The 23,714-nt window shown below is 64.5% G+C and carries 14 protein-coding genes and 3 pseudogenes; 4 read left to right on the forward strand and 13 right to left on the reverse strand.

Annotated elements, in window-relative coordinates; genetic code table 11:
• Positions 1-9 precede the first annotated feature (9 nt).
• From FL344_RS27360 to FL344_RS27375, 4 genes are all read right to left on the reverse strand, one after another.
• Complete coding sequence (locus tag FL344_RS27360) at positions 10-465, reverse strand: phage tail protein (RefSeq protein ID WP_141257890.1); 456 nt, start codon at positions 463-465, stop codon at positions 10-12.
• Between the two features lie 18 nt (positions 466-483).
• Positions 484-2,790, reverse strand: a complete 2,307-nt coding sequence (locus FL344_RS27365) for a phage tail sheath subtilisin-like domain-containing protein (protein WP_228565418.1) — start codon at positions 2,788-2,790, stop codon at positions 484-486.
• A 126-nt stretch (positions 2,791-2,916) separates the two neighbouring features.
• Positions 2,917-3,642: a hypothetical protein gene (locus tag FL344_RS27370; RefSeq protein WP_228565419.1), complete on the reverse strand. Its 726-nt coding sequence runs from the start codon at positions 3,640-3,642 to the stop codon at positions 2,917-2,919.
• Between the two features lie 2 nt (positions 3,643-3,644).
• Positions 3,645-4,238: a DUF4255 domain-containing protein gene (locus FL344_RS27375; protein ID WP_140864011.1), complete on the reverse strand. Its 594-nt coding sequence runs from the start codon at positions 4,236-4,238 to the stop codon at positions 3,645-3,647.
• Between the two features lie 224 nt (positions 4,239-4,462).
• Here FL344_RS27375 and FL344_RS27380 point away from each other — a divergent pair, with 224 nt between their 5' ends.
• The 3 genes from FL344_RS27380 (at position 4,463) to FL344_RS39960 (ending at position 15,694) form a co-directional block, all read left to right on the forward strand.
• On the forward strand, positions 4,463-12,568 hold the full coding sequence (locus FL344_RS27380; protein ID WP_141620609.1) for a hypothetical protein: 8,106 nt from the start codon (positions 4,463-4,465) through the stop codon (positions 12,566-12,568).
• Positions 12,569-12,600: 32 nt separating this feature from the next.
• On the forward strand, positions 12,601-13,581 hold the full coding sequence (locus tag FL344_RS27385; RefSeq protein ID WP_141620610.1) for a hypothetical protein: 981 nt from the start codon (positions 12,601-12,603) through the stop codon (positions 13,579-13,581).
• 175 nt (positions 13,582-13,756) lie between these two features.
• Positions 13,757-15,694, forward strand: a complete 1,938-nt coding sequence (locus FL344_RS39960; protein ID WP_194863278.1) for a M57 family metalloprotease — start codon at positions 13,757-13,759, stop codon at positions 15,692-15,694.
• 204 nt (positions 15,695-15,898) lie between these two features.
• Here the strand turns inward: FL344_RS39960 and FL344_RS27395 are convergent, their stop codons facing one another.
• The 8 genes and pseudogenes from FL344_RS27395 to FL344_RS27425 form a co-directional block, all read right to left on the reverse strand.
• The gene (locus FL344_RS27395) at positions 15,899-16,249 is read right to left on the reverse strand and encodes a DUF2019 domain-containing protein (protein WP_141620616.1); all 351 of its coding nucleotides are present in this window, start codon (positions 16,247-16,249) and stop codon (positions 15,899-15,901) included.
• Complete coding sequence (locus FL344_RS27400; protein ID WP_228565420.1) at positions 16,249-17,124, reverse strand: hypothetical protein; 876 nt, start codon at positions 17,122-17,124, stop codon at positions 16,249-16,251. The genes FL344_RS27395 and FL344_RS27400 overlap by 1 nt, the downstream gene beginning before the upstream one ends.
• Before the next feature lie 6 nt (positions 17,125-17,130).
• A complete protein-coding gene (locus FL344_RS39400; protein WP_228565421.1) occupies positions 17,131-17,373 on the reverse strand; it encodes a hypothetical protein in 243 nt (80 codons plus the stop codon).
• 510 nt (positions 17,374-17,883) lie between these two features.
• Complete coding sequence (locus FL344_RS27405; RefSeq protein WP_194863279.1) at positions 17,884-18,540, reverse strand: VapE domain-containing protein; 657 nt, start codon at positions 18,538-18,540, stop codon at positions 17,884-17,886.
• 705 nt (positions 18,541-19,245) lie between these two features.
• A pseudogene (locus FL344_RS27410) lies at positions 19,246-19,755 on the reverse strand (IS5 family transposase); the annotation flags it as partial.
• Between the two features lie 165 nt (positions 19,756-19,920).
• The gene (locus FL344_RS27415; RefSeq protein WP_141620613.1) at positions 19,921-20,859 is read right to left on the reverse strand and encodes a DUF4435 domain-containing protein; all 939 of its coding nucleotides are present in this window, start codon (positions 20,857-20,859) and stop codon (positions 19,921-19,923) included.
• Positions 20,856-22,217 carry an AAA family ATPase gene (locus FL344_RS27420; RefSeq protein WP_194863280.1) on the reverse strand — a complete coding sequence of 454 codons (1,362 nt, stop codon included), beginning with the start codon at positions 22,215-22,217 and terminating at the stop codon, positions 20,856-20,858. Before FL344_RS27420 ends, FL344_RS27415 begins: the two co-directional genes overlap by 4 nt.
• A gap of 201 nt (positions 22,218-22,418) precedes the next feature.
• Positions 22,419-22,625 (reverse strand): annotated as a pseudogene (locus tag FL344_RS27425) (transposase domain-containing protein); the annotation flags it as partial.
• Between the two features lie 31 nt (positions 22,626-22,656).
• Between FL344_RS27425 and FL344_RS27430 the strand changes: the two are divergent.
• Positions 22,657-22,824: pseudogene (locus FL344_RS27430) on the forward strand (transposase domain-containing protein); the annotation flags it as partial.
• A 175-nt stretch (positions 22,825-22,999) separates the two neighbouring features.
• On the opposite strand, the gene FL344_RS27435 reads toward FL344_RS27430, so the two are convergent.
• Complete coding sequence (locus FL344_RS27435; RefSeq protein WP_194863281.1) at positions 23,000-23,389, reverse strand: hypothetical protein; 390 nt, start codon at positions 23,387-23,389, stop codon at positions 23,000-23,002.
• Positions 23,390-23,714: the final 325 nt, after the last annotated feature.

The raw sequence follows: 23,714 nt of genomic DNA on the forward strand, positions 1-23,714 counted from the left end.
GCGCTCCGCTCAGTCCACGTCCGGGAAGCCCATCCGCACCGTTTCAGCGGAGAGGACGAGCTCTTCCATGGCCACGTCTCCGCCACCCTTGGCGGCCAGCGTGGGGCCGGAGAACTTCATCGGGGTGACGTTCACCAGCTTCCAGGACTGCACGGGGTTGCGTGCCTCGTCGAGCAGCCGGATGGTGACGGCCGCCTTGCGCCCGAGTGGACCGTTGCGGCGCACGTCCTCCACCCAGCTCCAGATGGCCCGGGAGTCGACGATGCCGCGCTTGAGCGTCACGTCCCCGGTCTTGAAGGGACCGGGGACCTTGCGCACATGGTTCTCCGGGTCGTTGCCGTCGCGGTACTCGGAGATGGTGATTTCGGTGTTCAGCCCGGACACGTCGGAGAATCCACCGAAGGACGTTCCATCGAAGCTGACTTCGAAGTTGAAGGCGCCGTAGGGCGTGGGACGGGTGGTCATGGCGACTGGTCCTTTGCGTTAGGTCCGGGCATCCGCCGTCTTCTGGCCGACGCGGAAGATGACGAACTCGGCGGGCTTCACCACCGCGACGCCGATGAGACAGACCAGCCGCCCGTTATCGAGGTCGTTCTGGTCCATGGTGGTCCGGTCGCACCGGACGAAGAACGCCTGCCTGGGTTCGGTGCCGAGGAACGCGCCGGTGCGCCACTGGTTCTCCAGGAAGCTGCCGATCGTCTCCCGGATGTTGGCCCACAGCCGCTCGCCATTCGGCTCGAACACCGCCCACTGTGTCCCCTCGTCGATGGAGCGCTCGAGGAAGTTGAAGTAGCGCCGGACGCTGACGTACTTCCATTCCGGGTCGGAGCTGATGGTGCGGGCGCCCCACACGCGGTAGCCGCGCCCTGGGAAGAAGCGCAGGCAGTTGATGCCCTGCGGGTTCAGGGTCTCCTGCTGTGCGAAGTTGATGTCCTGCTCGAAGCGCAGCGCGCCACGGACCACCTCGTTCGCGGGGGCCTTGAACACGCCACGCTCGATGTCGCTTCGCGCGTAGATGCCGCACACGAACGCGGAAGGCGGCAGCGCAATTTCACGGGGGACGTCCGCGGCGTCGGGACGGGCCAGCGGGTTGGCGACGACGACCCATGGGTAGTAGAGCGCTGCCTTGGTGGAGTCGAGCTGCGCACGCACGTCCATCGCGTCCTGGGGGCCCAGTCCGCGCGGCGTGTCGAGCACGGCCACGCGATAGGCACGCCGTTTCTCCGCCGCGCTGATGAGGCTCAGCCGTACCGCTTGCGCCGACGCATAGGCGGACGAGCCTGGCGCGGCGATGATGGAGATGTCCTCCACACCGCCCAGGCGTTCCAGGGCGTCGTCATACTGTGCGGCACCGGGCGCGGAACCGTCCGTGCCTCCCGTGAGCGTGAACGGTCCCGAGGCCAGGGCCGTGCGGAGCGCGAACACCGACACGCCCGTGCCTGCCTCGAACGCGTACAGCCGTTCCATCTGCTCGGAGAGCGTCGTTGGCGTGGGCGTGAGCACATTGCCGAGGTAGCGCGGGTGGGCACGGTCGAGGCCCAGCCCTTCGTAGGTCCGTTCCTGCCCATCCGCGTCCTGGGTGATGACGGTCAGCGTGACGAAGCTGCTCCCTCCCGGGAGCTGCTGGAACTGGGAGGCCGCATCCGCCGGCAGGGGGAGCGTGTCACTTCCGTTGGACCAGGTACTGTCCGCCTGCTTCACCCACCACGTTTCGCCGGGCGTGCCGTCCGCGCCGGGTTCGACCGTGGGCGCGTCGAGACCGAGCGCGCTGGAGCTGACCGCCGTCACCTCCAGCGTGTGGCCGGCACCAGGAACCGGGTGGGAGATGACGAGCTTGCTGTCCTCAACCGAGGCATTCGCGTTGGCGCCCAGCAAGGCCTGGAGGTCACCCAGCGTCACCTCGCCCAGGTCGCCCACGTTGTTGTTCGCCGGGTCCGCCGCGTTGTCCACCGTCTGGGCGTCCAGCTTGAGCTGGGGATTCGCGGAGACTTCGATGAGCGCCTGGGTGCCCCGGGCGTCCGTGCCCAGGATGAGCCGCCCAGCGGGTGCCGCGTCATCAGCGCCGCTCAGCCGGGCGTAGCCGCCGCGGACTTGGCGGTTGAGGAGGTCCACGACCTCCAAGGGCGTCAGCGGGCCGTCGGTGGGCAGGGTGAGCGTTTGCACCTGTCCGCCCAGGGTGACGGTGAGCGTGCTGTTGGCTTCAAGGAACGTGGTGGTGGGGTCGAGCTCCGCGGTCGCACCCGCCTCGGCGTTCCGGCCCAGGAAGGTGAGGGTGACGTCTGGGCCTCCATCGATTTGGAGCGTCAGCGTGGTGCCGTCAGGGAGGTTGAACGGCGGCGGGAGGGTGCCCACCACGCGAGCGGCGGAGGCCGCGGTCTGATTCAGCCGCACCATGCTGCCAGCGGGCGCGCGCCGCATGGCACCGACCGTGGCAGCCGTCAGCACCTCCTGCGCCGTGATGGTTCCATTGCCGCCGCTGCCCGGAAACCGTGCGGTGAAGCGCGCACGCAGGTTCGCGTTGGCGTTGGGGATGACCTCCGCCTGGGCGGTGGCGCTGGCGGGCGCGCCCGAGAAGACCCGCGCCACGTAGAGGCGCCCGCCGCCTTCGTTGAAGTACGCACGCACCGAGTGCGCCAGGTAGTTCGTCGTTTCGTCCGTACCGGTCAGGTCCAGATCGCCAAGGCCCCCAAACAGCCGGATGAACTCGGCGAAGCTCGTGACGAGCGCCGGCGTGCCATTCGTGGGACCCTTGCGAGCAGGACCCGCGAAGCCACTGGTGCTGGTACTCACTCCCTCAATGGACCTGGCTCGGAAACTCGTCTCTTCGACGTAGACACCAGGTGCGAGATATTCAGGCACGCGAGCCCCCTCTCTTCGTGGTTACGTGGCGCGCAGCCGCGCCGTCAGGGTCAACAGTCATGGATTGGCCCAGGTGAGCTGGATGGTGGCGGTCACCTCTTCGCCAGCGGCTATCTCCAGGGTGCTGCTCAATGGCTGGAACGCGGCGGCGAGCGAATCAGGGTCGGGGGGCAACGACGAAGGCGCCCAGGCGGCCCGGATGCTGAAGGTGAAGTGGGGCGGGGCTTCGGGGTTGCTCCAGTTCGCGACGGGGATGCCAGCAATGGGGATGAGCGCATCTCCGTTGTGGTTCGACAGGCCCCATCGTTCGATGTTCGGTGCGGCCAGGGCCAGGGACACGAGCGCATCGGACAGCGGCCTGCCGTGCGCATCCTCCACCCGGAGCCGCACCACGGCGCTGCGGACGGAGGGGCGCATCAACGGGGAGGGATAGAGCGTGACGTCCACGGGCCGGAAGACCGAGTCCGCGGGGAGCGGCTGTCCTGGGGGCGGTGGGGTCGTGCTTCGCGGCAGCACCAGGGTGAAGCTCCGGTCCAGGTAGCGACGGGAGGCGTCGCTCGCCACCAGCGTGAAGGGGGTGGGGGGCGGTGGTATTTCGGGCGGCTCGAAATGCTCCGTGTAGTCGGCGAAGCCTGGCGCCGCCGCGACCACGAGCAGCCCGCTCGTGTTTCGCAGGATGCGAAGGCCTTCTCCGGAAAGGGTGATGGGATCCGCGACTGGGCGCAGCGTCTCCGCGTCGAGGAGGCGGATGGCGGCGAGGGCCCTGCTCTCGATGCGCTCCATCCTCATCGCCTGGGAACCTCGTTCGTGAAGTCGAAGCGACGCGCCACCACGGGTCTTCCAGGCGGCTTGCCCTGCACGTCGATGCACACCACGCGCGCCACGTACGTCAGGCTGGGCCGGTAGGGGCGGCGCAAGGCATCCCAGAGCCGGGCGAGGTCTTCATGACTGATTTCCGCGGGGATGATCTGCACGAGGTCATCGGGTCCCCAGGCTCCCGCAGGGGTGAGGTCCGAGGCGCTCAGCGCCTTGTGCATGTGCAATCGCAACATGACCCAGGCCATGAGGCGGTGCTCGACGTCGACGGAGTCTGCCCAGACCGTGAGCAGGTAATGCAGGTCCAGGGCGAGAGGCGGGGGGCCATCCGGCCTGGATTCGTTGCGCAGGTGCTCGTTGACGGAGACGCGGTAGAGGAAAAGCGTGACGCCGGGCGTGTCTATCGGTGGCGCGTTGGTCTCACTTCCAGCCATGGTCGCGCTGGGCACCAGACTGAAGCTGCAGGCCGGGAGCCCATCGTCTTCCCGAGACAACTCATAGGCGTGCCGCAGGTACGAGACCAGCGAGTCACCTACCGAGTAGACGGCGGAAAAACTGGCCACTGCGGAGCCCCCATGTCCGTCAGATGAGTTCGCCTTCCGTGAAGACTGCTCGCACTTTATGTGTCTGGATGGTGTCGGATTTCATACGGGCGTGAGAAGGCCTTGGTGCGGTGGGTGGAATGCGTAGAACCTGTCAGGCCGTCCGCCTCGTCTGGGAGTCTGGCTATTCTGTATCGATGATTCAGGGGGCATCTGGCCTGGCTTGAGCTGACAAGGAGGCACGGGTGAAAGCGCAGGCGGTTTCCCGTCCAGACGTCCGGGCACGCGCGTCCGAGCCAACCGCCCGACGCGATGAACAGTCGCGACAGCGAGCGGAATCCCCGCGCCTGCCGCGCTATTTGATGTTTCGCCTGAGCGCGCAGGCGATATTCCCTTTATCGCAGGGGAACGAATCACCTCTGTTACAGGCGCCGCGCTCGGAGCCGCTCGACCTGGCGCAAATGAATGGCGAGGCGCCGGGCACCGCCTTCGTGGAGTCAGGTGCCCCCGAATTCCTCTCTGAGACGGGGTTGGATGAACCCGTGATGGAGGACGCCTCGGCGGGGGCGCACAGCGAAGCCTTGGAGGCGCCGCCGGAGGAATCGCCTGTTCCCGATGAAGTGCAGCCAACGGCTGAATCGACGCGTGAGGAGGATGGCGCGGCAGTCGAACCTTCGCCGCATCAAGAGACAGGCAGCGAGGTGTTGCCTGACGATGCGCGAGACGAGGGCCCCTCGGCTGCCACGGCCAGGGCTTCACAGGAGCGTGAGCCATCCGCGCCGGAGGAGGCACAAGGCGCGCCCGAGCAGGAGCCACCGGCGGTGGAGGTGGCGCGAGTCGAAGAGGGCCCGGAGGGCGTGGACGCTGGCGGAGGCATGGCGACGGCTGACGCGGCGCCAGAGGTGCCCGAGCTCACGCCTGCGTTGTCCGATTCTCCGCTGGACGTCGTCGCGGATGCCGGCACGGGGAGCGCGCCCACCATGGCCACGGTGCGGGCCCAGATTCAGCGCCGGACGGCGGCCATTCAGGTTGCTCCGGTGACGGCGGGCACGGGCGGCGCCCGAGAGGTGCGGTCCGTGACGGAGTCTCGCGCGGAGCTGTTGCGCCTCCGCGCCTCGGACGTCCCACGCAGTGCCGAGACCGCGATGCCGCCGGTGCCTGAAGGGCTTCCGGAGACACTGCCGACTCCCGAAGACCCGGTTCCCGAGGCCCGAAGGGGCGTTGAGGTGAAGTCGGGGCTGCCACTTCCCACGCAGACGCCTCCTGCGTTCACCGTGAGCCCCTTTGGAAACAACCCGAGGTCGGGCGAACGGCCGGTGTCGACGGACCTCATCCGCCAGCTCCACCGGGTGCTCGATGAGGGGCCTCCCGTCTCGGACCCCAATGACGAGGCACGATTCCGGCTGCTCATGATGCGCGAGCGCCTCATGGAGCGCTCGGCCCCCGAGCCCGGTCATGGCACGCCCGTCGCGCTTCAGGAGCCCAGGCCCCCTGAAGTTCCTCCGCTCACTCCGGCGCGGCGTACCCAGACGGCGCAGGTCATCGCGCGGCTGCTCGCCCGGAAAGGGGAGGAAGCGCGGGAGTGGGTCTCCTCGGCCCGGAGGAGTGCTTACCCCAACGGCGCGCTCGAGCGCGTCACGGCGACGGCCCACCTGGGCGAGGACACCTTCGCTCCGGAGTTCGAGCGCACGTTGGAGCAACAGCTCAACGCCATCGCGGCCGAGGCGGGAATCGCGGAGGAGGACCTCCAGACGGCTGTCGACGAGCGGCGGCGCGTGCTCGACGAGCGGACCCGCTTGGAAGAGGAAAGCCTCCAGATGTCGCTTCCGGAGGCCACGGCTGAACTCGGAGGCGCGAGTCAGGCGGTCAGTGACGGGGTGGCGGGCGGCCGTATCTGGATGGAGGCGCGCGCGCGTGCAGCGGAGGGAGGGGCCTCTTCACCGACCGCCTCCGTCACCGCGCAGCGAGACGCGCTCCTGGAGGACATCAACCGGCGCGTGGCGCGAGCGGACGCGCTGTATCGCCGGTCGGCGACGGTCCGCGAGCAGGAACTCGTCCAGGCTGAGCAGGACCAGCGGGCGGCCTATGCGGCCGCGGCTCAGCGAGACGAGTTCCAGCTCGACGAGGACCGGGGCGAGCGCAGTCAGGTGGAGGTCCAGGCGGATGTGGCCCTCAGCACGGCCTGGCTCAACGAGCAACATGCCTTCCTACGCCGCGAGTTCGAGCGGCTGAAGGGCGAGGCACGCGACGCGAGTCGAAGCTACCGAGTGGAGCTGGCCAGCGCGGGCAACGATGGGCGCGAATCGATTCGCGAATGGGCCGCGACGCAACTGGGCGAGGAGCGGGACTTCTGGGAGTCGTTCCTGGAGATGCTGGAGGACTGGGCGAACCAGACTCGAGCCAACGCCGAGGCCTGGGAGGCGTTGCAAAACCAGGAGACGGCCCAGGCTGTCGCGGGCGACCTGGCGATGCTGGACCGGGTTCAGCGTGCGGCCTCCGCGGGGATTTCTGAACAGGCGCTGCTTGCCGCCAACGCGTTGTCCGCGGAGGAGCAGGCTCTCGTCCACGCCTACTTCAATCCGGACCCGGCGGAGGGGGCGAGTGATCCGATTGGCGCTGTGGCCGCGGGCATGCGGGCGCGCATCTTCAACCAGCGCAAGGATTCACTGGAGAGTGGCATCCGGGACCTGTTCACGGATTCCGACCTGGAATGGCCGGTGTTCGCCGACGTGGCCCGCGCCGCGGGGAACACGCAATTCAATGCCTCGCATCTGGCGAGCGAAATCTATCACGCCTACCACGGGGGGATTACGGGCATCGGGACGGACGAGGCCCGCGCCTTCCGAGCCATGAGGGGGCTGGGGCCTCTCGAGGCCCTGGCGCTGCGTAAGTGCTACCAGCAGACCTACGGACTGGATCTCGAAAAAGACAGCAAGAGCGAGTTGTCCGGGGCCGAATACCAGCGCGCACGCGCGTTGCTGGCGGGAGACCGGAACAGAGCGGACGCCGCCGCGCTCTACACGGCGATGGAGGAGGCCGGTTTGGGGACCGGCGCGGGGACGGACGAAGCGACCATCATGCAGATCCTCCGGAACAAGACTCCGGAGGAGGTCGAGCAAATCTCGCGGTTGTACCGGGAGATGTATCACCAGGATCTCCACGCCGCGCTGCGGGAGGAACTGGACGACTGGGCCACGTTCACCACGCACGATGCCGATCGCGCCGACGCCCTGCTTCGCAGCGACACCGCAACGGCAGACGCCATCGCCATCAATCAGCAGGTGCACGGCTTCTCGTGGGCCAACGCGTTCAACCTCACCTATGGCACCTCGTTCGAGGCGGGGGCTCGTGACGAGGTTGCGGCCATCTACGAGCAGGTCCGCAGGGACGTCACGGAGGTGCCCGGCAGCGCGGACTGGTCCAATGACAAGTTCGAGGCGGAGGTCACCCGTCGCGTCCAGGCCATCAGCAATGCCTACGGAGGGTTGTCGTCGTACGGCCACATCGGGGGCTCGCTGGAGGAGGACCTCGCCACTCGCTTCAGCGGGCCCAACCGCGACCTGGTGCTGTCGCTGGCAAGCAACGACCAGACCGGCGCGGATGCGGCACGCCTCGCCATCGAGCGTCAGAGCACGTTCTACGCCTCCGATACGGAGATGAACCGGGTCCTCGAGTCGCAGTACGACCGAGCGCTGGAGGCAGTCCGGAGGGACATGGCACCCGAGCGGCGCCGTGCCCTCATGGCGCTGCTCGACCTGGAGGAGGCCGAATTCAGGCAGCAAACCGGCCAACGATGGACGCCTGCCGAGCGCTGGCGGAGGGAGCAGCTCGTCGAGCGTCAGATCGAGGCGGAACTGGAGGTGGAGGCGCGAGCCCTCGCAGACGGGAACATGTCCGCCTTGAGCCAGCGATACGCTGGCCAGTACAGCGAGTCGCTGGCAACGGCACTCGATGACTCCACCAGTGGTGTGGACGGCGAGCGCGCGCGGACACTCCTGCGCCAGGGCGGATACCTCTCCCGTTACCAGCGCTTCGACTTCTCGGTGCGTGGCGCGGGCACGGATGAGCAGGGGGCTCGTCGGGCCATCGAGGGGGCCTCCCGGGCAGAGCTCGAGGAGATGCGGGCGCAGTGGGCCCGGGAGAATCCGGGCGAGACGCTCGACAGTCGCGCGGCCAGTGAGCTGAGCGGCTCCGATGACATGGACATGCGCATCGCGCTCATGGGGGCCCCGGAGACGATCGAGGACCGGGTCCGTATCGAGCGTGCACGCATGGCCCTGGAGGAGTCCTCGGAGGGAATCGCGGGCCCCGAGCAGGCGCTCATGCAGATACGCCTGGCCCAACTGGAGGCTCTCGCCGACCGCATGTACGACGCGGACGTCTCCCCGGAGGAGCGGGCACGGCTGCTGGGCGACTTCGACTTCCACGCCGATGCGGTGCGGACGGCCGTGGAGGACCACCGCGCCGCGGTGGCGGAGATGACCGACAGCATCGCCAACGTGGTGGGGATCACCGTGGCGCTGATTGTGGGGGGAGTGGGCTCGATCTTCACCGGCGGGGCCTCCGCCGCCATTGCCCTGGCCATCATCGCGTCCATGGCGAGCACGGCCGCCTCCATGGGGACGCGGTGGTTGTTGCTGGGAAACCAGTACGGCCACGAGGAAATCCTCATGGACCTGGGGCTGGGGCTGGTGGATGCCCTGGTCGGGGGGCTGACAGCGGGGTTTGGCAATCGCCTGCTGGGCATCAGCCAGATTGGCCGTGCCGTCGCGGCGCCGGTGGTGACGCGCGCTGGCATGCGGGGGGCGGCACAGCGACTGTCGATGTCGCTGCGGCAGCTCTTCGTGGGGAGCACCGGGCGGCTGACGCAGGCGACCCGTTCCATCGCCATGCTCGAGCGCATGTTGCAAGGCGGGCGGCTCAGCCAGCTCGCCGCACACGGCATCGCGCAGACGATGGAGAACGCGGTGCAGTCGCTGCCCTCCGCCGTCATCGCCAACGTGGCGAACGACCAGGCCTGGGAGCATGGCAACCCGCTGGTGAACATCGTGCGTGGCACCTCGGAGCAGATGGGGCACGGGCTGGCCCTGGGGCTCGCCATGAGTGCCGGGCACGCCTCGGTGAGCCATGTGGGCGGCGCGGCCTGGCGGTTTGCTCGGGGGCCCCGGCTTGGAAGTGCCCCGGACGTGTTGTCGCACGAGCATCTGCTGACCTCTCCGGAGTCCCACGAGGCGGCGCTTCGCGAGTTCCAGCGTCGCAACCCGGGTCGCTCGGAGCAGGACTTCCAGGCGCTGGTGAATGAACAACGACGGCTGCACCTGGAGGAGTTCCTGGCGGAGGGCCGAGGCCGGACGGAGGCCGACTTCAACCAGATGCTCGAAGGGGAGCGCGCCGCGCGGCTCGCCGAATACCAGCAGATGCATCCAGGCCGCACGTCGGCTGACTTCGATGCCGACGTGGGCCGCCGCAGCGGTGAGGCACATTCAGAGGTGTCGCGCGCGGCGAAGGCCCTGGAGGCGGTGCGGACGCAGATGGAGGAGGGGCTCCCGGAGGACGCGCGGGCACTTGCTCGTGAGGTTCCGGTGACGTCGGTGTCGGCCTCGGAGATGGCGCGCTTGCAGGGCAGCCTCACGGCGGAGGCCGCGGTGGTCATTCGTGATGGCCAGGTGCATCTGGTGGTGCGCGAGGGAGCGAATCCGGCCGCGGTGCGCGAGCAAGCCGCGCGTCTGGTGGAGCTGGTGGAGCCCGGCACCGCGGGGCGCGCGAAGGACCCATCGCTCTCCCTGCCACGAGACCTGCGTGACCGGGTTCCCGTCCACGTCAATCCGAAGCTCACGGGAGGCTCGGTGCAGGTGCATTACGTGTCACACAAGGACGTCATCGTCGGCGTGTGGCTCGAGGTGGGGCCACAGGCACGGGCCGTGGACATCCACATGCATGTGCGGACGGCGCGTTCCATGCGTCAGCTCCAGGGCTTGAGCGGCTCCGTGCAGCGGTTGCTGGCGCAGGTCCGGCAGTGGTTCGGCGCCAATCCGGGAGCGAGGCCGGGCACCCTCGCGTGGGAGGCCAGGCTCGAACTGGAGAAGCTCCCGCGAATCATCCAGGAGCGGGCGCAGGCGCTTCGGTTGGCCACGGACCCTGACGTCCGGACTCGCATCGCGTTCGAAATCGAGACGTTGCGGCTGCAGGTGGAGACACATGCCGCGAACGTCCGGGCGATGAGCCTGGAGCCGGGTGTCGGCTTCGTCGCGGCGACGGTGCCAGATGAGGCGACGGTGGTTGCTCGCCTCGCGGAAATGCCCCCCGAGCTGCGGCAGATTCTTCGGGAACGAGGACCTCTGGTCGAGGCCTACGTGGCGATGAATCCGGAGTTCTTCCGCACGTTGGTGATGCCGCGTGGGGAGACGGCCCTTGCGGCGAATGAAGTCAGCGTGGAGCGCACCCAGAGATTGGCGGACATCCTCCTTCGCTTGCTGGGCGGGCGCGATGCGAGGGATCTGGCGTCACCAGGGCTGCTGCCGCTGGCGGAGACCCATCTCCACTTGGGGGGCATGCTCGAGGCGGAACACATCGTCCGGCACATGGAGGCACTCATTGGTGATACGGCGAACCCCGACAGCGCTCGCGGGGAGCTCAATCGGTGGATCAAGGCCGTCAACGACCTGCTTTCCGGGCGTGAGGGGAGGCGTCGCATCTCCAAAGAGGATCGTGCTCGCTTCACACAGTCCCAGGAAGACGCGCGGGCCGCCCTCAAGGAGTACGACGAGGCCTACCGCGCCTCGCTCGTCGAGCCGAAGCCCGAGGATGCGGCGATCCTTCACGTGTTGCGTGAGAAGCTGATCGAGCACATCGAGGACGTTGTCTCGATGCCCATGACCAATGCCACGATGAAGCCCTTGCTCACGCCTTTCTTCGCTGAGTTCGTCCGGCAGAAGCGATTCCTGCTCGGAAGGAAGTCGGGCCTCGAGCTCCTCACGATGGCGGCAAGCGATCTTCACGAGCACGGCGTGTCGATGCTCGAGCTGCGCCAGGGACTCTCCGATCATGTCGAAGCCTGGTTCGAGGCCATGAGGCAATCTGGAGCGGATTTTGTTCAGGGCCTCATTGTCACGCAGGTGAAGAACTACGCTGCGGATCCGAACTTCATCCCGGAGATCATGCGCCGAATTCGCAATGGCGAGCTGGCCTACGTTCTTGGGTTCGATCTGAGCGGGCTGGAATCCGGGGGCATCGGAAAGGACACGGTGGGACTGAGAGACGCCTATCTCAACCCCTTCCTGGAGGTTCATCAGTACAATCGTCTGCAACTGGTGGGACTGCTCGAAGGCAACGAAGGGCTGCGAGACGGTGTTCAGCAATTCCTTGAGTCCAGTTCGGACCTCCGCTTCCATTTCCTCGTCCAACGCCTCGGTCTTCCGGCGAACACACCACCCCTGGTGGTCGCGGACAGACTGGCCCAAGCCATTCAGGATGGGACCCTGGGCGCACGTGAACTGGGCGTCTGGAATCGGGTGATGCGCGACGCCATCACGCACGTCGGGGTTGAGCATCAAACGAACTACCTCGCGCCGCGGGATGGCTTCCGGGGCTTGTTGGGGATCACCGTCCATGCGGGCGAGCAGGTGCGGGGGCAGGTTTCGCTGAGTTCGCTGCTGGAAGACGTGCGTCTCGTCCTCGATTACGGGTCCGATCGCGTCGGCCATGGTGTGATTCTCGGCACCTCCTTCGTCGATCCGGGGCACCCGGTGCGCGTCAACTCCACGTTGATGACAAGCCTGGGGTTCAAGGAGCGAAAGGGTGTGTGGGTTCGCGGGAAGGAGCGCTACACGGTGGAGGTGCTCCTGGCGATGGAGCAGAAACGGAGACAACTCCTGGGCCAGGCCGTCAACCTCGGCGTGGTGATCGAAATCAACCCGACGTCGAACGTGTTGCTGAGCGGGCTCGACCCATGGTCGGCACATCCCGTGGCGCGTATGCTGCAGGACGAACCCGCACTTCGCGTTTCCGTGAACACGGACAACGCAGGCATGCACTTGACCAATCCGCGTCTGGAGCTGGCCTACCTGCTGGCGACCGAGTCCTTGACGTACCCTCAAGCCGTCCGGGTGGTTCTTGAAGGATTCGCGTCTCGCATGGGCGGCCGTCCGATTGCGGACGCCGAGAACCTGCGCAAGCAGATGGAAGACGCCATCGTGCTGGCCACGCGGACGAGCGGCGAGCGTATGCTCGTGCTGGAAGAACTGGCGCGCCGCTACGGCCTGCAGGCGCCAGCGCCTGCGACCGGCGTCGAAGTTGACGATGGTGCTTTTCGACAGGCCCTGTCCCCCTACCTCCGCCTCATCCTGCAATGACCCAGGACCCGAACGAGCCCCCACGACACCCCGTGTTCGCACGGTGCATCCGCGACCTGGGAATCGAGTTCCTCATCGCGCATCGGCTCGCCCGGCTGTACACGCCGCCCCGGATGGCGGGCTCACCGCGCGTGTTCCTCACGGGACTGGCCGCGATTCGCGACATGCCGTCCTTGCTCGCGACCTTGCGGCTGCATTCCTCCCTGGATGCAAAGCTCCTGGGGGCCGAGGCGAAGCAGGTCGTGGAGCAACTGAACGAGGCCCTGAGCAGCGATGTGGCGAAAGGCGAGGCGCCTGAAGCCGCGTTTGAGCGATGGGTTCAGGAGATGGGGGCGTTGTTGCTTCGGCACGAAGGAGATCGACGCTTCGATCCGAAGATTCTCCTGGAGCAGCAGCTCTCCATGGGAGGGAATGGCCTGCGGACGGACATGGCGCTTGCGCGCTTCGGCCTGGAGCGGGTGTTGGGCCGCGAGCCCGAGGTTCAGCTTCCAGCGCCCGTGCTCCCCCGCGACGAGGTGCCTTCGCGAGGTGAGGGGAGGGTGGAGGTCATCGAGCTGGGGGACCTCGTCTATGGTTGGTGGGCGGGGGGCGAGAAGCCCTTGATGGATGCGCTGGGCGATGCCCGGAGTGCCGTTCGGTTCCGGTGGGTTCATGGCATCACGGGGTACCGGGCGGGGAGCGTGTTCGCCGCGGGGTTCGCGGAGGCACTCCGAGAAGCGGTTCCCGAACGCTTCTGGGAGGTCATCGAGAAGATCTATCGCTGGCAGAACGACGTGGGGGCGCGTGTCACTCGGGAGGTTGTGAGGGACCTGCCGGTGGACCCCGACGCGGTTCTGGCGCGTGCATCCGCGCCAGACATCATGGAAAAGGTTCAGAGCGACCAGGCCATGGTGACGACCTGCGCCATTCCGCCCATCCGCCCGGCATTCGTCGTGGGACGCAAGCTGTTCCTGGGGCGAGAGAAGTACCCGGAGCTGGCCGCGGAGGTTCGCAGGCTCGCGAGTGCCTTCTGAGATCACCTCTCGTACACCAGAGGTAAAGATTGCCGCATTCGTGGATATCGTGAATTGTGCGGTTTTTATGAATTCCTAATTTCCCTTTGGGTATTCTGATTGAGAGGTGTGCGGTCGACCTTGGAATCCCCAGGTGGATGGCGCACCTCAGTCATTGACTGTCCAAGGGACCCCCATGTTCAAGAAGGCATCAGTTGTCGCTATGACTTGTGGCGCAGTGATGGCGGGTTGTGGCACCGGCCCGACGGTGGAGAGCCAGGAGATCATCTCCAACCTCATCGAAGCCGGCTTTCCGGCCGACGACATCCTGGTCGTCGACGGTGCTGTGTACGTGGGCCGAGACGCCCACGTGACGCTGGACGCGTCCCGCGAGATGCTCCAGACCCCCGAGGGGAGCGCAGAGCAGTACCGCTCGACCAACCTCGTCGGCACGGGAGTGACGAAGATCTGCGTCAACCCCACCGCCGAATTCAATACCTATACCAACCTGAGCAGGGGGTTGGATCAGGCCATCATCAACTACAATGAGCGGGGCTTGCGGATCACCTTCGCGCGCGGCCCGGCCAGCGGCTGTACGGCGACCATCACCGCGCAGGCGGTGTCCGGCATCGGCGCTGAGTCAGGCTTCCCGTCGGGCGGCCTGCCCTATGGAAAAATCATCATTGGCGCTGGCTTCAACAGCTACAGCGTGGACGTGAACGAGCACGTGATCACCCATGAACTGGGTCATGCGATCGGCTTCCGCCACTCGGATTACTACGATCGCAGCATCAGCTGCGGTGATGGCGGTAACGAAGGAGAGGCGGGTGTGGGCGCCATCCACATCCCCAACACGCCGAACACTGCGACGGTCGGCGGGTCGCTGATGAACTCCTGCGGCCTCACGCCCGACATCGGCGAGTGGACCGCCTCCGACATCACCGCGCTGAATTACCTCTATCCGCACCTCCCGACCGGTCCTGGAGCTGCAAGGAAGGTGGCAGCCGGCGGGTTCTCTGCTGACTACTGGGCGGATGCGGCCACGCAGTTCCTGCCGGGGGATTTCAACGGCGACGGCAAGATGGACTTCATCGCCATCCATCCACGCAGCGGTACCTACGCTGATACCTTCCTGTCGAATGGTAATGGCACCATCAGGAAGGTGGCTTCTGGCGGGTTCTCTACCGGCTATTCAGCGGATGCGTCCACGCGCTTCCTGCCGGGCGACTTCAATGGCGACGGCAAGGCGGACTTCATCGCCATCCATCCGCGCGGCGGTACCTATGCCAACACCTTCCTGTCGAACGGTGACGGCACCATCCGGCAAGTGGCGTCCGGCGGCTTCACGGCTGACTACTGGGCGGATGCGTCCACGCAGTTCCTGCCGGGCGACTTCAACGGCGACGGCAAGGCGGACTTCATCGCCATCCATCCGCGCGGCGGCACCTACGCTGACACCTTCCTCTCGAATGGTAATGGCACCTTCAGGAAGGTGGCGTCCGGCGGGTTCTCTGCCGGCTATTGGGCGGATGCGTCCACGCGCTTCCTGACGGGCGACTTCAACGGCGACGGCAAGGCGGACTTCATCGCCATCCATCCGCGCGGCGGTACCTATGCCAACACCTTCCTCTCGAACGGTGACGGCACCATTCGGCAAGTGGCGTCCGGTGGCTTCACGGCTGACTACTGGGCGGATGCGGCCACGCGCTTCCTGCCGGGCGACTTCAACGGCGACGGCAAGGCGGACTTCATCGCCATCCATCCGCGCGGTGGCACCTACGCTGACACGTTCCTCTCGAACGCTAATGGCACCTTCAGGAAGGTGGCGTCCGGCGGGTTCTCTGCCGGCTACTGGGCGGAAGCGGCCACGCGCTTCCTGACGGGCGACTTCAACGGCGACGGCAAGGTGGACTTCATCGCCATCCATCCTGGCGGCGGTACCTATGCCAACACCTTCCTGTCGAACGGTGACGGCACCATCCGGCAAGTGGCGTCCGGCGGCTTCACTGCCGACTACTGGGCGGATGCGGCCACGCGCTTCCTGCCGGGCGACTTCAGCGGCGACGGCAAGGCGGACTTCATCGCCATCCATCCAGGCGGCGGCACCTACGCTGACACGTTCCTGATGTACTGATGCATTGCCACCTGGAGCGCTGGGGGACGGCGTGCGGCCCAGTACGGGGAGCGCGTCCAGGTGGCCTTGTCGCTGGACTGCTGTGGCCGCGAAGCCGTGCGCTTCGTGGTCACCTCGGGGGGCCTCACGGGCGAGTTGCCGCGGGACTTGCGGCTACGTGTACCTGGCTCGCCTGGACCGCGCCGAGGGGGCCTCCGAGGCGGGCTACTCCGGATCAAGTGCCCAGGTTCCTTCTTCCCAGCGTTTCAATGCCTGCTGCGCTCCGAACGGGACCAGCCCTTGCCCCTTGGCTGCTTCCTCCAGGACCGCTTTGGCTTCGGCCGTCCGATAGCGAAGCAGATGCGCGGCGGCCATCACGCGCACGTCCATGCGCTCATGCTTGAGAAGCACGGCGAGAGCGTCACGTCCGGCATTTCCGTGGGCCAGGAGCTTATCGACGGCGGCACCGTACTTCCTGGCGTGCTTGTTCCCGGTCTTGGCGTCTCCCCGGAGGATGGCCTCGTTTTGCGCGGCCACGTTCTGGGCGAACTGCTCGACAAGATCCTCCAACTTCATCACCAGAGCCCCTTCTCGATGTTCTTGATGGCCAGTATCCCGAAGTCACGTTGGGCCTCGTAGGACTGTGTGCTCAACCATTTCCGTACGGTCAATGGCGAGCCGGTAATATCGCGTCGAATCGACGAATAGAACGCGCTGACGTTGCTGTGTAGGGCCTTGTCCAGCGGGATGATGTTGTCGGTGTTGTGGAGGGCCTGGGGCCCGAACTGCTTCGCGTTGCCCGGGGTCTGCTCAACGAGGTGGTGCCACTCCTGCCCTGGACCCGCCGGGCCCATGGCCTTCTTGAAGCCACTGAACGAGCCCCATGCCCTGTAGCCCGTGGGCCGCGCCTTGGCGGAGGCGCCGCCGCCCGTGCCCCTGGCCGCCATGGCCACCGCACCGGGCGCGAGGGCGATGGTGACGTTCTCAGCGCTCACGGCCACCGTTCCCACCCCCGCGACCGCCGCGAGCCTGATGCCCACCTGCGCTTCGGCCTGCACCGCCGCCTGCGCGGCACCGGGCAGCCTTGGCACCTTCGACCCCAGCCCTGCCGCCGTGTTCCCAATGGCGGCCGTGGCCAACATGGCGAACGCGCGCGCCGCGTTGCGGCCCATGACCTTGCCGTAGCGCTCCCCTGCCTCGCGCAGCTCGTCAAACGTGGTGGCTCGTTCCGCCTCCTCCACCAGCCGCTTGAAGCCCACGATGAGGCTCCAGAACGTATCGACCCCCACGTAGGCAATGAGGGAGGCGGTGATCACGGCGGCCACGCCCTTCGAGAAAGGCTCGGGCACCGCGAGCAAGATGCAGTACGTGGTCCACGTCCAAAGAACCGCCGCCATCATGGCCTGGGGGTCGGCCATGCCCTTGAAGGCGTCCATCATCTCGTCCAACACGACGCCCTAGGCCATGGCCATGGCCAGGGCGTAACGGCCATCCCCGGTGATCGTGGGGTTCTCCACCAGGAGGCGCAGGCAATCGCCGGGCCTGTTCGTGCGCTCGCACCAGTGCAGGTAGGCGCGCGTCAATTCCACCTCTGTCGCGGGTGGTTCGCCCGCCAGATGGTCGCCCGGTCCCAGCGGGATGACACGGTGGCTGCGCGGTTCATACAGGTACGAGCCGCTGCGCGAATCCACCTCGAACAACCGCCGGCCGTTTCCTGGGGACGAGTGGACGGCGCCCATCTCCTGGCCCAGCGTGCTCCCTTCTCTGGTGCCCCAAGGGCAGACATGAGCTTCTCATTGTGGTAAGATGCGGTGTATGAACCTATGTCTGCGCGCAGTTGGAGTGCTCGGTTTGGCGATGACCTCGTTGGGATGTGTCTCTTACAGCTATACCCGGACGACCAATGCGGTAGCAGAGGCAAAGCCCGCGACGTGCCAGCCTGAGGCGCTTACCATTCGGCCAGAGCGCTCTTTCGTCGAGCTAGGCGTGCTTGAGCCCGTAGGCTTTTATACCCGGTCGATTGGTCGCTTCCTTGAGGATGTTGGCCCTCAGGTCTGCGCGGCAGGGGGTGACGCAGTTCTTGCCCAGATGGATGGGAGTGGCCAGATTATTCGCGGCACGATCATTCGCTTCAATCAGGTCGATGCCGCTCCCGCTACCCCTTGATTTGCTATGCCGAGGGGTAGTGAAAGTCATGTGGTGGGGGCAATTCATGACTCCAGCGTGTGCGTTGTCCTGGTGAGAACCACCGGACTGGGACGTGACATGCCCAGCGGCTGCTGAGGGGCGTAGCGGATGTTCTCCGGCGACAGGTAGACCCACGTTGGGACGCCGGCAATCCACCGTTGGGTGCGTTGGAATCTCAGGCGTCGGAGGGAGCGGCCGATGTCGAGGCGCACGCCGCGCGGAATCTGCCCAGGCGTCGTGAGGAGAAGCGCGTCGCGGGCCACCAGCTCCGTCGTCACCTCGTTGCGCTTCTCGGGCGGCACGCTCAACACCCACTGGAGGATGGTGTCGTTCGGTCCTCCGTCCGTCTCGCTTCGCTCCTGCGCGTGACTCTCCGCGCGCTGGGCCTGCTCCTCTTCAAGCCACCACTTCTCACCCATCTGGAAGCGCGCTACGGCCTCCGTCCAGAGCTGGCCTCTGTCACGCTTGAGTCCTTCGATGTCGATGCGCGTGCACCGTACCGGCCACCAGCGGCGGTAGCCGCTCGCGTCCGCGCGCAGGTACTCCAGGGAATTGGTCGTCCCGACGAAGACGCAGCGGCGCGGCGTCTTCACTGTGACGCGCCCGTAGGGTGGCCGGTAGGTGTCCTCGTTGCGCGCAGTGATGGGACGTACCCCTCGGAAGTATTGGCGGTAGGGCACGGGAATCGAACTCGCCAGGGACGACTCTCAGCGCCCCTCACCGGTTTTGAAGGCGAGTCCGGTCTCATAGCGCCACAGAGGGAAAACGTCCCCATTTAGCCCTTTGAGCGAACCGGTAACGCACCGGTAGCGCACTGAGGGATGACGATGGGTGCAAGGTGGGTCGGGAAGTGGGCTGGTGGTCGAATTCGAGATGCAGCCGGTCGCGCGGTTTGGGTCATCGAGCGGCAATGGGCTGGGCGTCGCTACAGCGTTGCGCTTGACGTCGCCAGTGAGCGAGAGGCGCTTGCCGAACTGGCGCTTTGGGAGCGAGACCCAGATGCGTACCGAACTCGGCGCCAATCCGCCCTGGAGAACGCTCCCGTCCATATTGATGAAGAGGCGGTGGCTGGCCTTCTTTTGCATCTTACGGAGAAGGGGCGGGGCTTGGCACACAGACGCGCGGTTCGAGCCTAACTTGTCGCCTGGGGCGAAGCGCTGGCTGGCCGTGACTTGCGCAAGGTCCAGCTTCGAGACTTGAGGAAGCTCCTGGCCGATTGGGGGACAGCTCGGAAGTACCGCATCATTGCGCTGAAGTCCTTCACTGCGTGGTTGCGTGAAGAGGACCGACTCAAGCCGAGCGAGGACCCAACGCTGAGTTTGAGGGTGCCCCCGGCTGTGGCCGAAAAAGGGAGCCGCATCAAGGGGTACTCATTAGAGGTGATCTCAGAATTGCCTCAAGAGGATGAGGATGCAGCCGAGGTGGAGGAAGCCGAGGAAGTTCTCCACCTTCACCTCGTAGCGGGTGACGAGACGACGGAAGTTCTGAAGCCAGGCGAAAAGCCGCTCTACCTTCCAGCGGCGGCGGTATCGACGCAGCTCACGTTCATCCTGAGTCTTCGTCTTGCGCCCTCGACGGTGCGGGGCAATCAGCTTCACTCCCCGCTGGTGCCACAGTCGCTCGTCGAGTTTGTCAGCGTCATAGGCCTTGTCGCCGATGAGCCGCTTGGGAAGCTCGTCGATGAGGCTCTCGTCGAGGGTGGCTTCGAGGAGCTTGGTTTCGTGGGGAGAAGCGCTTGCCGCGCCAATGGCGAGAGGAAGACCAGCGCCGTCTGCTGCTGCCATGACCTTCGTCCCTTTGCTCCGCTTCGTTTTCCCGACGCAGGGCCCCTTTTTTCGCCGAGACGAAGAACGCGTCGACAAAGCCTTCCCCCAGGTCGAATCCTCCGCGCTCTTTGAGGTCCAGGGCCAAGGCTCGCAGGACGGCGCGGAAAGTACCGCTTCCGCGCGCGGAGTAGCGGCTCAATCAGGCTCCACTGTTCATCAGTCAGGTCCACCGGTCAGCTTCGAACATGGCCATCCCCTCCATGTCGATCAGCGGCCTGTTCATCGCCCCCTTGCCTACTCGCTCAATTCTGAGACCACTTGTAGTGCCTCATGTCCGCCAACGCCTCCTATGGCACTGGAGACACGGGATAGAATGCGGGCAAAAAAATGCTCGCCTTTGACTCTTTCAAGTTCAAGACAGCCCAGCAGGCCACGACTTACCAATGTGTCGACCCCGATCTTGCCGACATGTCCTAAATTCTTAACATACCAGGTGAGCAGCTCTATGAAGTCGTGACCATGCGACTGAAGGCGAGTGTCTAGATTGCGAGTCTTTGATAGTTCGATGCGCACATACTCCAACACCTCGGCTCTCTTTCCGCGGGCCTTGTTTTTGTCCAGATATCTATCCAGATAGTGATCGAAATTAATTTCGGGGAGATTAGATTCGTCGGTCGAGAGGGATGTGGCAAAGTCTGGTCGCTGAAAGCCGAGCCGGGATATGGAGTTGTGGCGGCGAACCATAAAGAGTGGGTTCAGAATGCGAGAGAAGCTATCTATTAACTTGCCGATGTCACACCGTGTGATTCCGCATGCAAGGTGCATGAATTTACCCAGGACGGCTTCGCTAAAAAGGTACATCTCCATGCTTGTGTAGTCTGTGTATATTATGTTCTTTGGGGTGTACTGATGGCCAAAAATACAGTCAAAATCCCCATCAACAACCATTGTTGCCTGAGGTGCATCTGCGCCTAACGCATCATGCAGGGCCAGAGCCAAGGAGATGAGGCGACCTCGATTATTGTCCTCGAGATTAAGTGCAACTATGCTGCCTGGGTCAATCTCGACTGACTGTATTTCGTAGATTGAAACATGCCGAAGATGGAGTCCTTTGATGAGCCACTGGATTATCCTGGCGTCATATTCCCCCTCCGTGTAAATGTCGCGAAGTGTTGGCTCAAGTTCGTATCTCGCTATTAGCTCGTCAATCGTCCTTCTTTCGGTTGAGTTCATTGGGCGTTCTCCAGATCGACGAGCTTTGTTACGCTTCGTCGATGCTGAGCTAGCATTTCTATGGAGTGCGTCGCGATTATGAGTTGCGATCCACTTCCGCTCATGCAGTCAAAGAGGGCTCCGATTAACAGTCTTTGCCATTTGACATTGAGTGAAATTTCGGGCTCATCGATAATGAAGATGCTTGAATTGCTCCTGGCGCTCAGGGTGTTGCAGAGGAGGAATAAAAGCTGCTTTTCGCCGGATGATAGGTCTTTGGGTTCGAGCGGCTCGCCGTTGGTGAAGTTGATCTTGAAGCCTTCCGACAGTGTAAAGCGTATCTTTTTGTTCTTATAGAATTCATTGAGATTTTCGACAAGCTTGTCGATGAGGTCGCGCAAGATTTGCAGGGCGTCGAGGCGCGCGCGAAGGCCGTCGACATATGGGGTGAGTACGTGCTTAATCAGGGCTTGACTCTTTTTGCTGGAGCGTGCGATTGAGTTTGTGATTTCTCCGACATCGAGTTTGGGTGTTAGGCCAAAGCTTCTGAAGGTCTCGTTTCGCTGCGCTATTGATGTCAATGTTTCCCCGAGTGCATGCAGTTCCTCGGCAGATGGCTCGCTCTCCTCTCCGAATGTGGCGATGCGCTTTACTACGTCGGAGAATATGTTGTCGGCTTGCGATTGGCCTATGTTTGAGGCCCGTAGTGCTTGATTGTGAATCCACTCGATGGCGCGTTGGACGGCTTCGTCGAGTAGTGATTCGCGAAACGCCAAGTGTCGTTTCTCGATTTCTGATGATCGGACTTCTGGTTCTGAGATAACCCTTCTGAACTCCTCTCGTTCCAGTCTGCGCGAAAGTTGAGAGCGTGGTGTGCGCGTGGTTCTTAGTCTTCTGTCGTCCGATAGATACTGAATTGCTCCAAGTCTATGTAATTGCCTGCAGAGTTCTTTATAGTTCTCTTCGTTCTCGTGCTCCTTTGTCGATGATGCTGAAGGACGGAGTGGCCAAGAGAATGATGCTATTTGGTCTCCTTGTTGTGATATTGTTAGCCTGTATGGGCCTGTTGTTTCTCCGGGGGCTCTATTGGCTGATACTTTTGTCCCGTCGCTGAATTCAACCTCGAGTCGCTCGAATTTTGTTCTTCCTAGTTCAGTTCGATGTCCTGCGTGGGGTGTTGGTGATAGTAAATTGAAGAGTGAGTTGAGAATGGTTGTTTTTCCGGAGCCATTGTCGCCATAGAGGATTAGGAGATTGGGGGACTGGGGGATGACTGGGCTGGGGTTGTTTACTTCGTATGTGTATGCTCCAAAGAGGCGCCTTATGCTTACTCGGGTGATTGTGCGTTGGATGGGGGCGGTGAGTGCTTTTTCTGTCATGTGCTTGGGTTGTGTGGGTTGTGGTGCTAGTTTGGGCGTGTGGGTTGGGGGTGGGAATGGGTGGTTTTTGACCTGGTACTCTTTTTGAGTGTAAGGACGTAGGGTAACGGTCCGGGTTTGGGCGTCTTGACGGCGGACACGGGCAACGCCGGTACCAGAGTCGGTCATCAGCCGCTGCGAGTCTCACGATGGCAATGGCGTTCAGGAAGTGTCCGCGACGAGTCGGCGACTCCAGGGGCCGGGCAGCAGTTCATCTATCCGGCTGGTCGGGTTGTACTGCACGCGCAGCAGCACGTCGGCCAGATAGTCACGCGGATTGATGCCGTTGGCCTCGCAGGTGGCCACCAGTGAGTAGAGGCCGGCGAAGTTTCGGTCGGCGGCATCGTTTCCAACGAAGAGGAAGTTTTTCGGCCAAGGGCGCTGGGGAGGAAGAACTACCTCTTCGCTCGCCTCCCTGGTCGTCACGTGCGAAGCCAACGGCATCAACCCTGAGGCTTTCCTCGCCGACGTGCTGATGCGACTTGGAAGCCACCCCGCATCACGTTTGGACGAGTTGCTGCCGCACCGCTGGCAACCATCCTCCGCTTCCGCGCTTGATTCCTCCTGAAGCCACGCAAGCCTCGGCCTCCAGGGCCTCCGTGCGCGGTGCCCCTGCGGCGCGAGCGGGAGGGGGCATCCGCTGAACGCCAGCCGTCGGTCGGATACGATGATGCAGAACCTGGGCACCACGCGAGGTTGCGTCAGCGCCTCCTGGCCTGCTAGCGGGCCGGATGCTGGAGGAGCTAGATGTCGAAGTCCTTCTGTCCCGATACGAACCGCCGGTAGGTCACCGGGCTCAAGAACCGTTGTCGGATGCGCGCGAGATAGGCCGCCCACTCTTCGGTCAACGGTGCGGGCGAGACGATGACGAGTTCGAGCGGGTCTTTCGGCTCCTCCAAATAGCCGTACTCCAGCAACTGGCCGAGGGCCTCTCGGATGCTGTAGCGGGCTTCGGGGTACGTCTTGAGTTCGATGAGAACGCGGCGGTCCGGAAGCCTCACGATGAGATCGACTCGCTCGTGCTCAGCCCTCACGGAGTTCTTACCGTACTTCTCGATGAGCAGGTCGTAGAGTTCCTCTTGAAGCTGGTTGTGTAGCAGATCGGCCGCGCCGCACTCCCAGCCTGACTTCACCGTCGCTTTCGAGCGGACGAATTTATTCGGAGACGGGTCCATCGTTACTGTCGTCCGGCGCAAAGCCGAAATCATCGTCTGGGGGGCGAAGTAGATCTGGCTGGCCTTTAGTCCTACAGTTGCAGTTTGGAAGAAGCCGCAACCTCCTCCCTGTTGAAAGAACAGGAGGGGGAGGAGCGAGGCTTCCCATGTCGAGGGCAATCGACGCAGAGACGCGAGCGCACGAGGTGCGCCTGGTCGGCCAACTCGGCGCGGAAATGGAGGAGGTAGGGGCTTGGCTGCAGCCCCACTTCCGCAGGCGCGAAGCACATGCCGCTGCAGTGGA

It is taken from the genome of Myxococcus sp. AB036A (assembly GCF_006547355.1).
Lineage (GTDB): Bacteria > Myxococcota > Myxococcia > Myxococcales > Myxococcaceae > Myxococcus > Myxococcus virescens.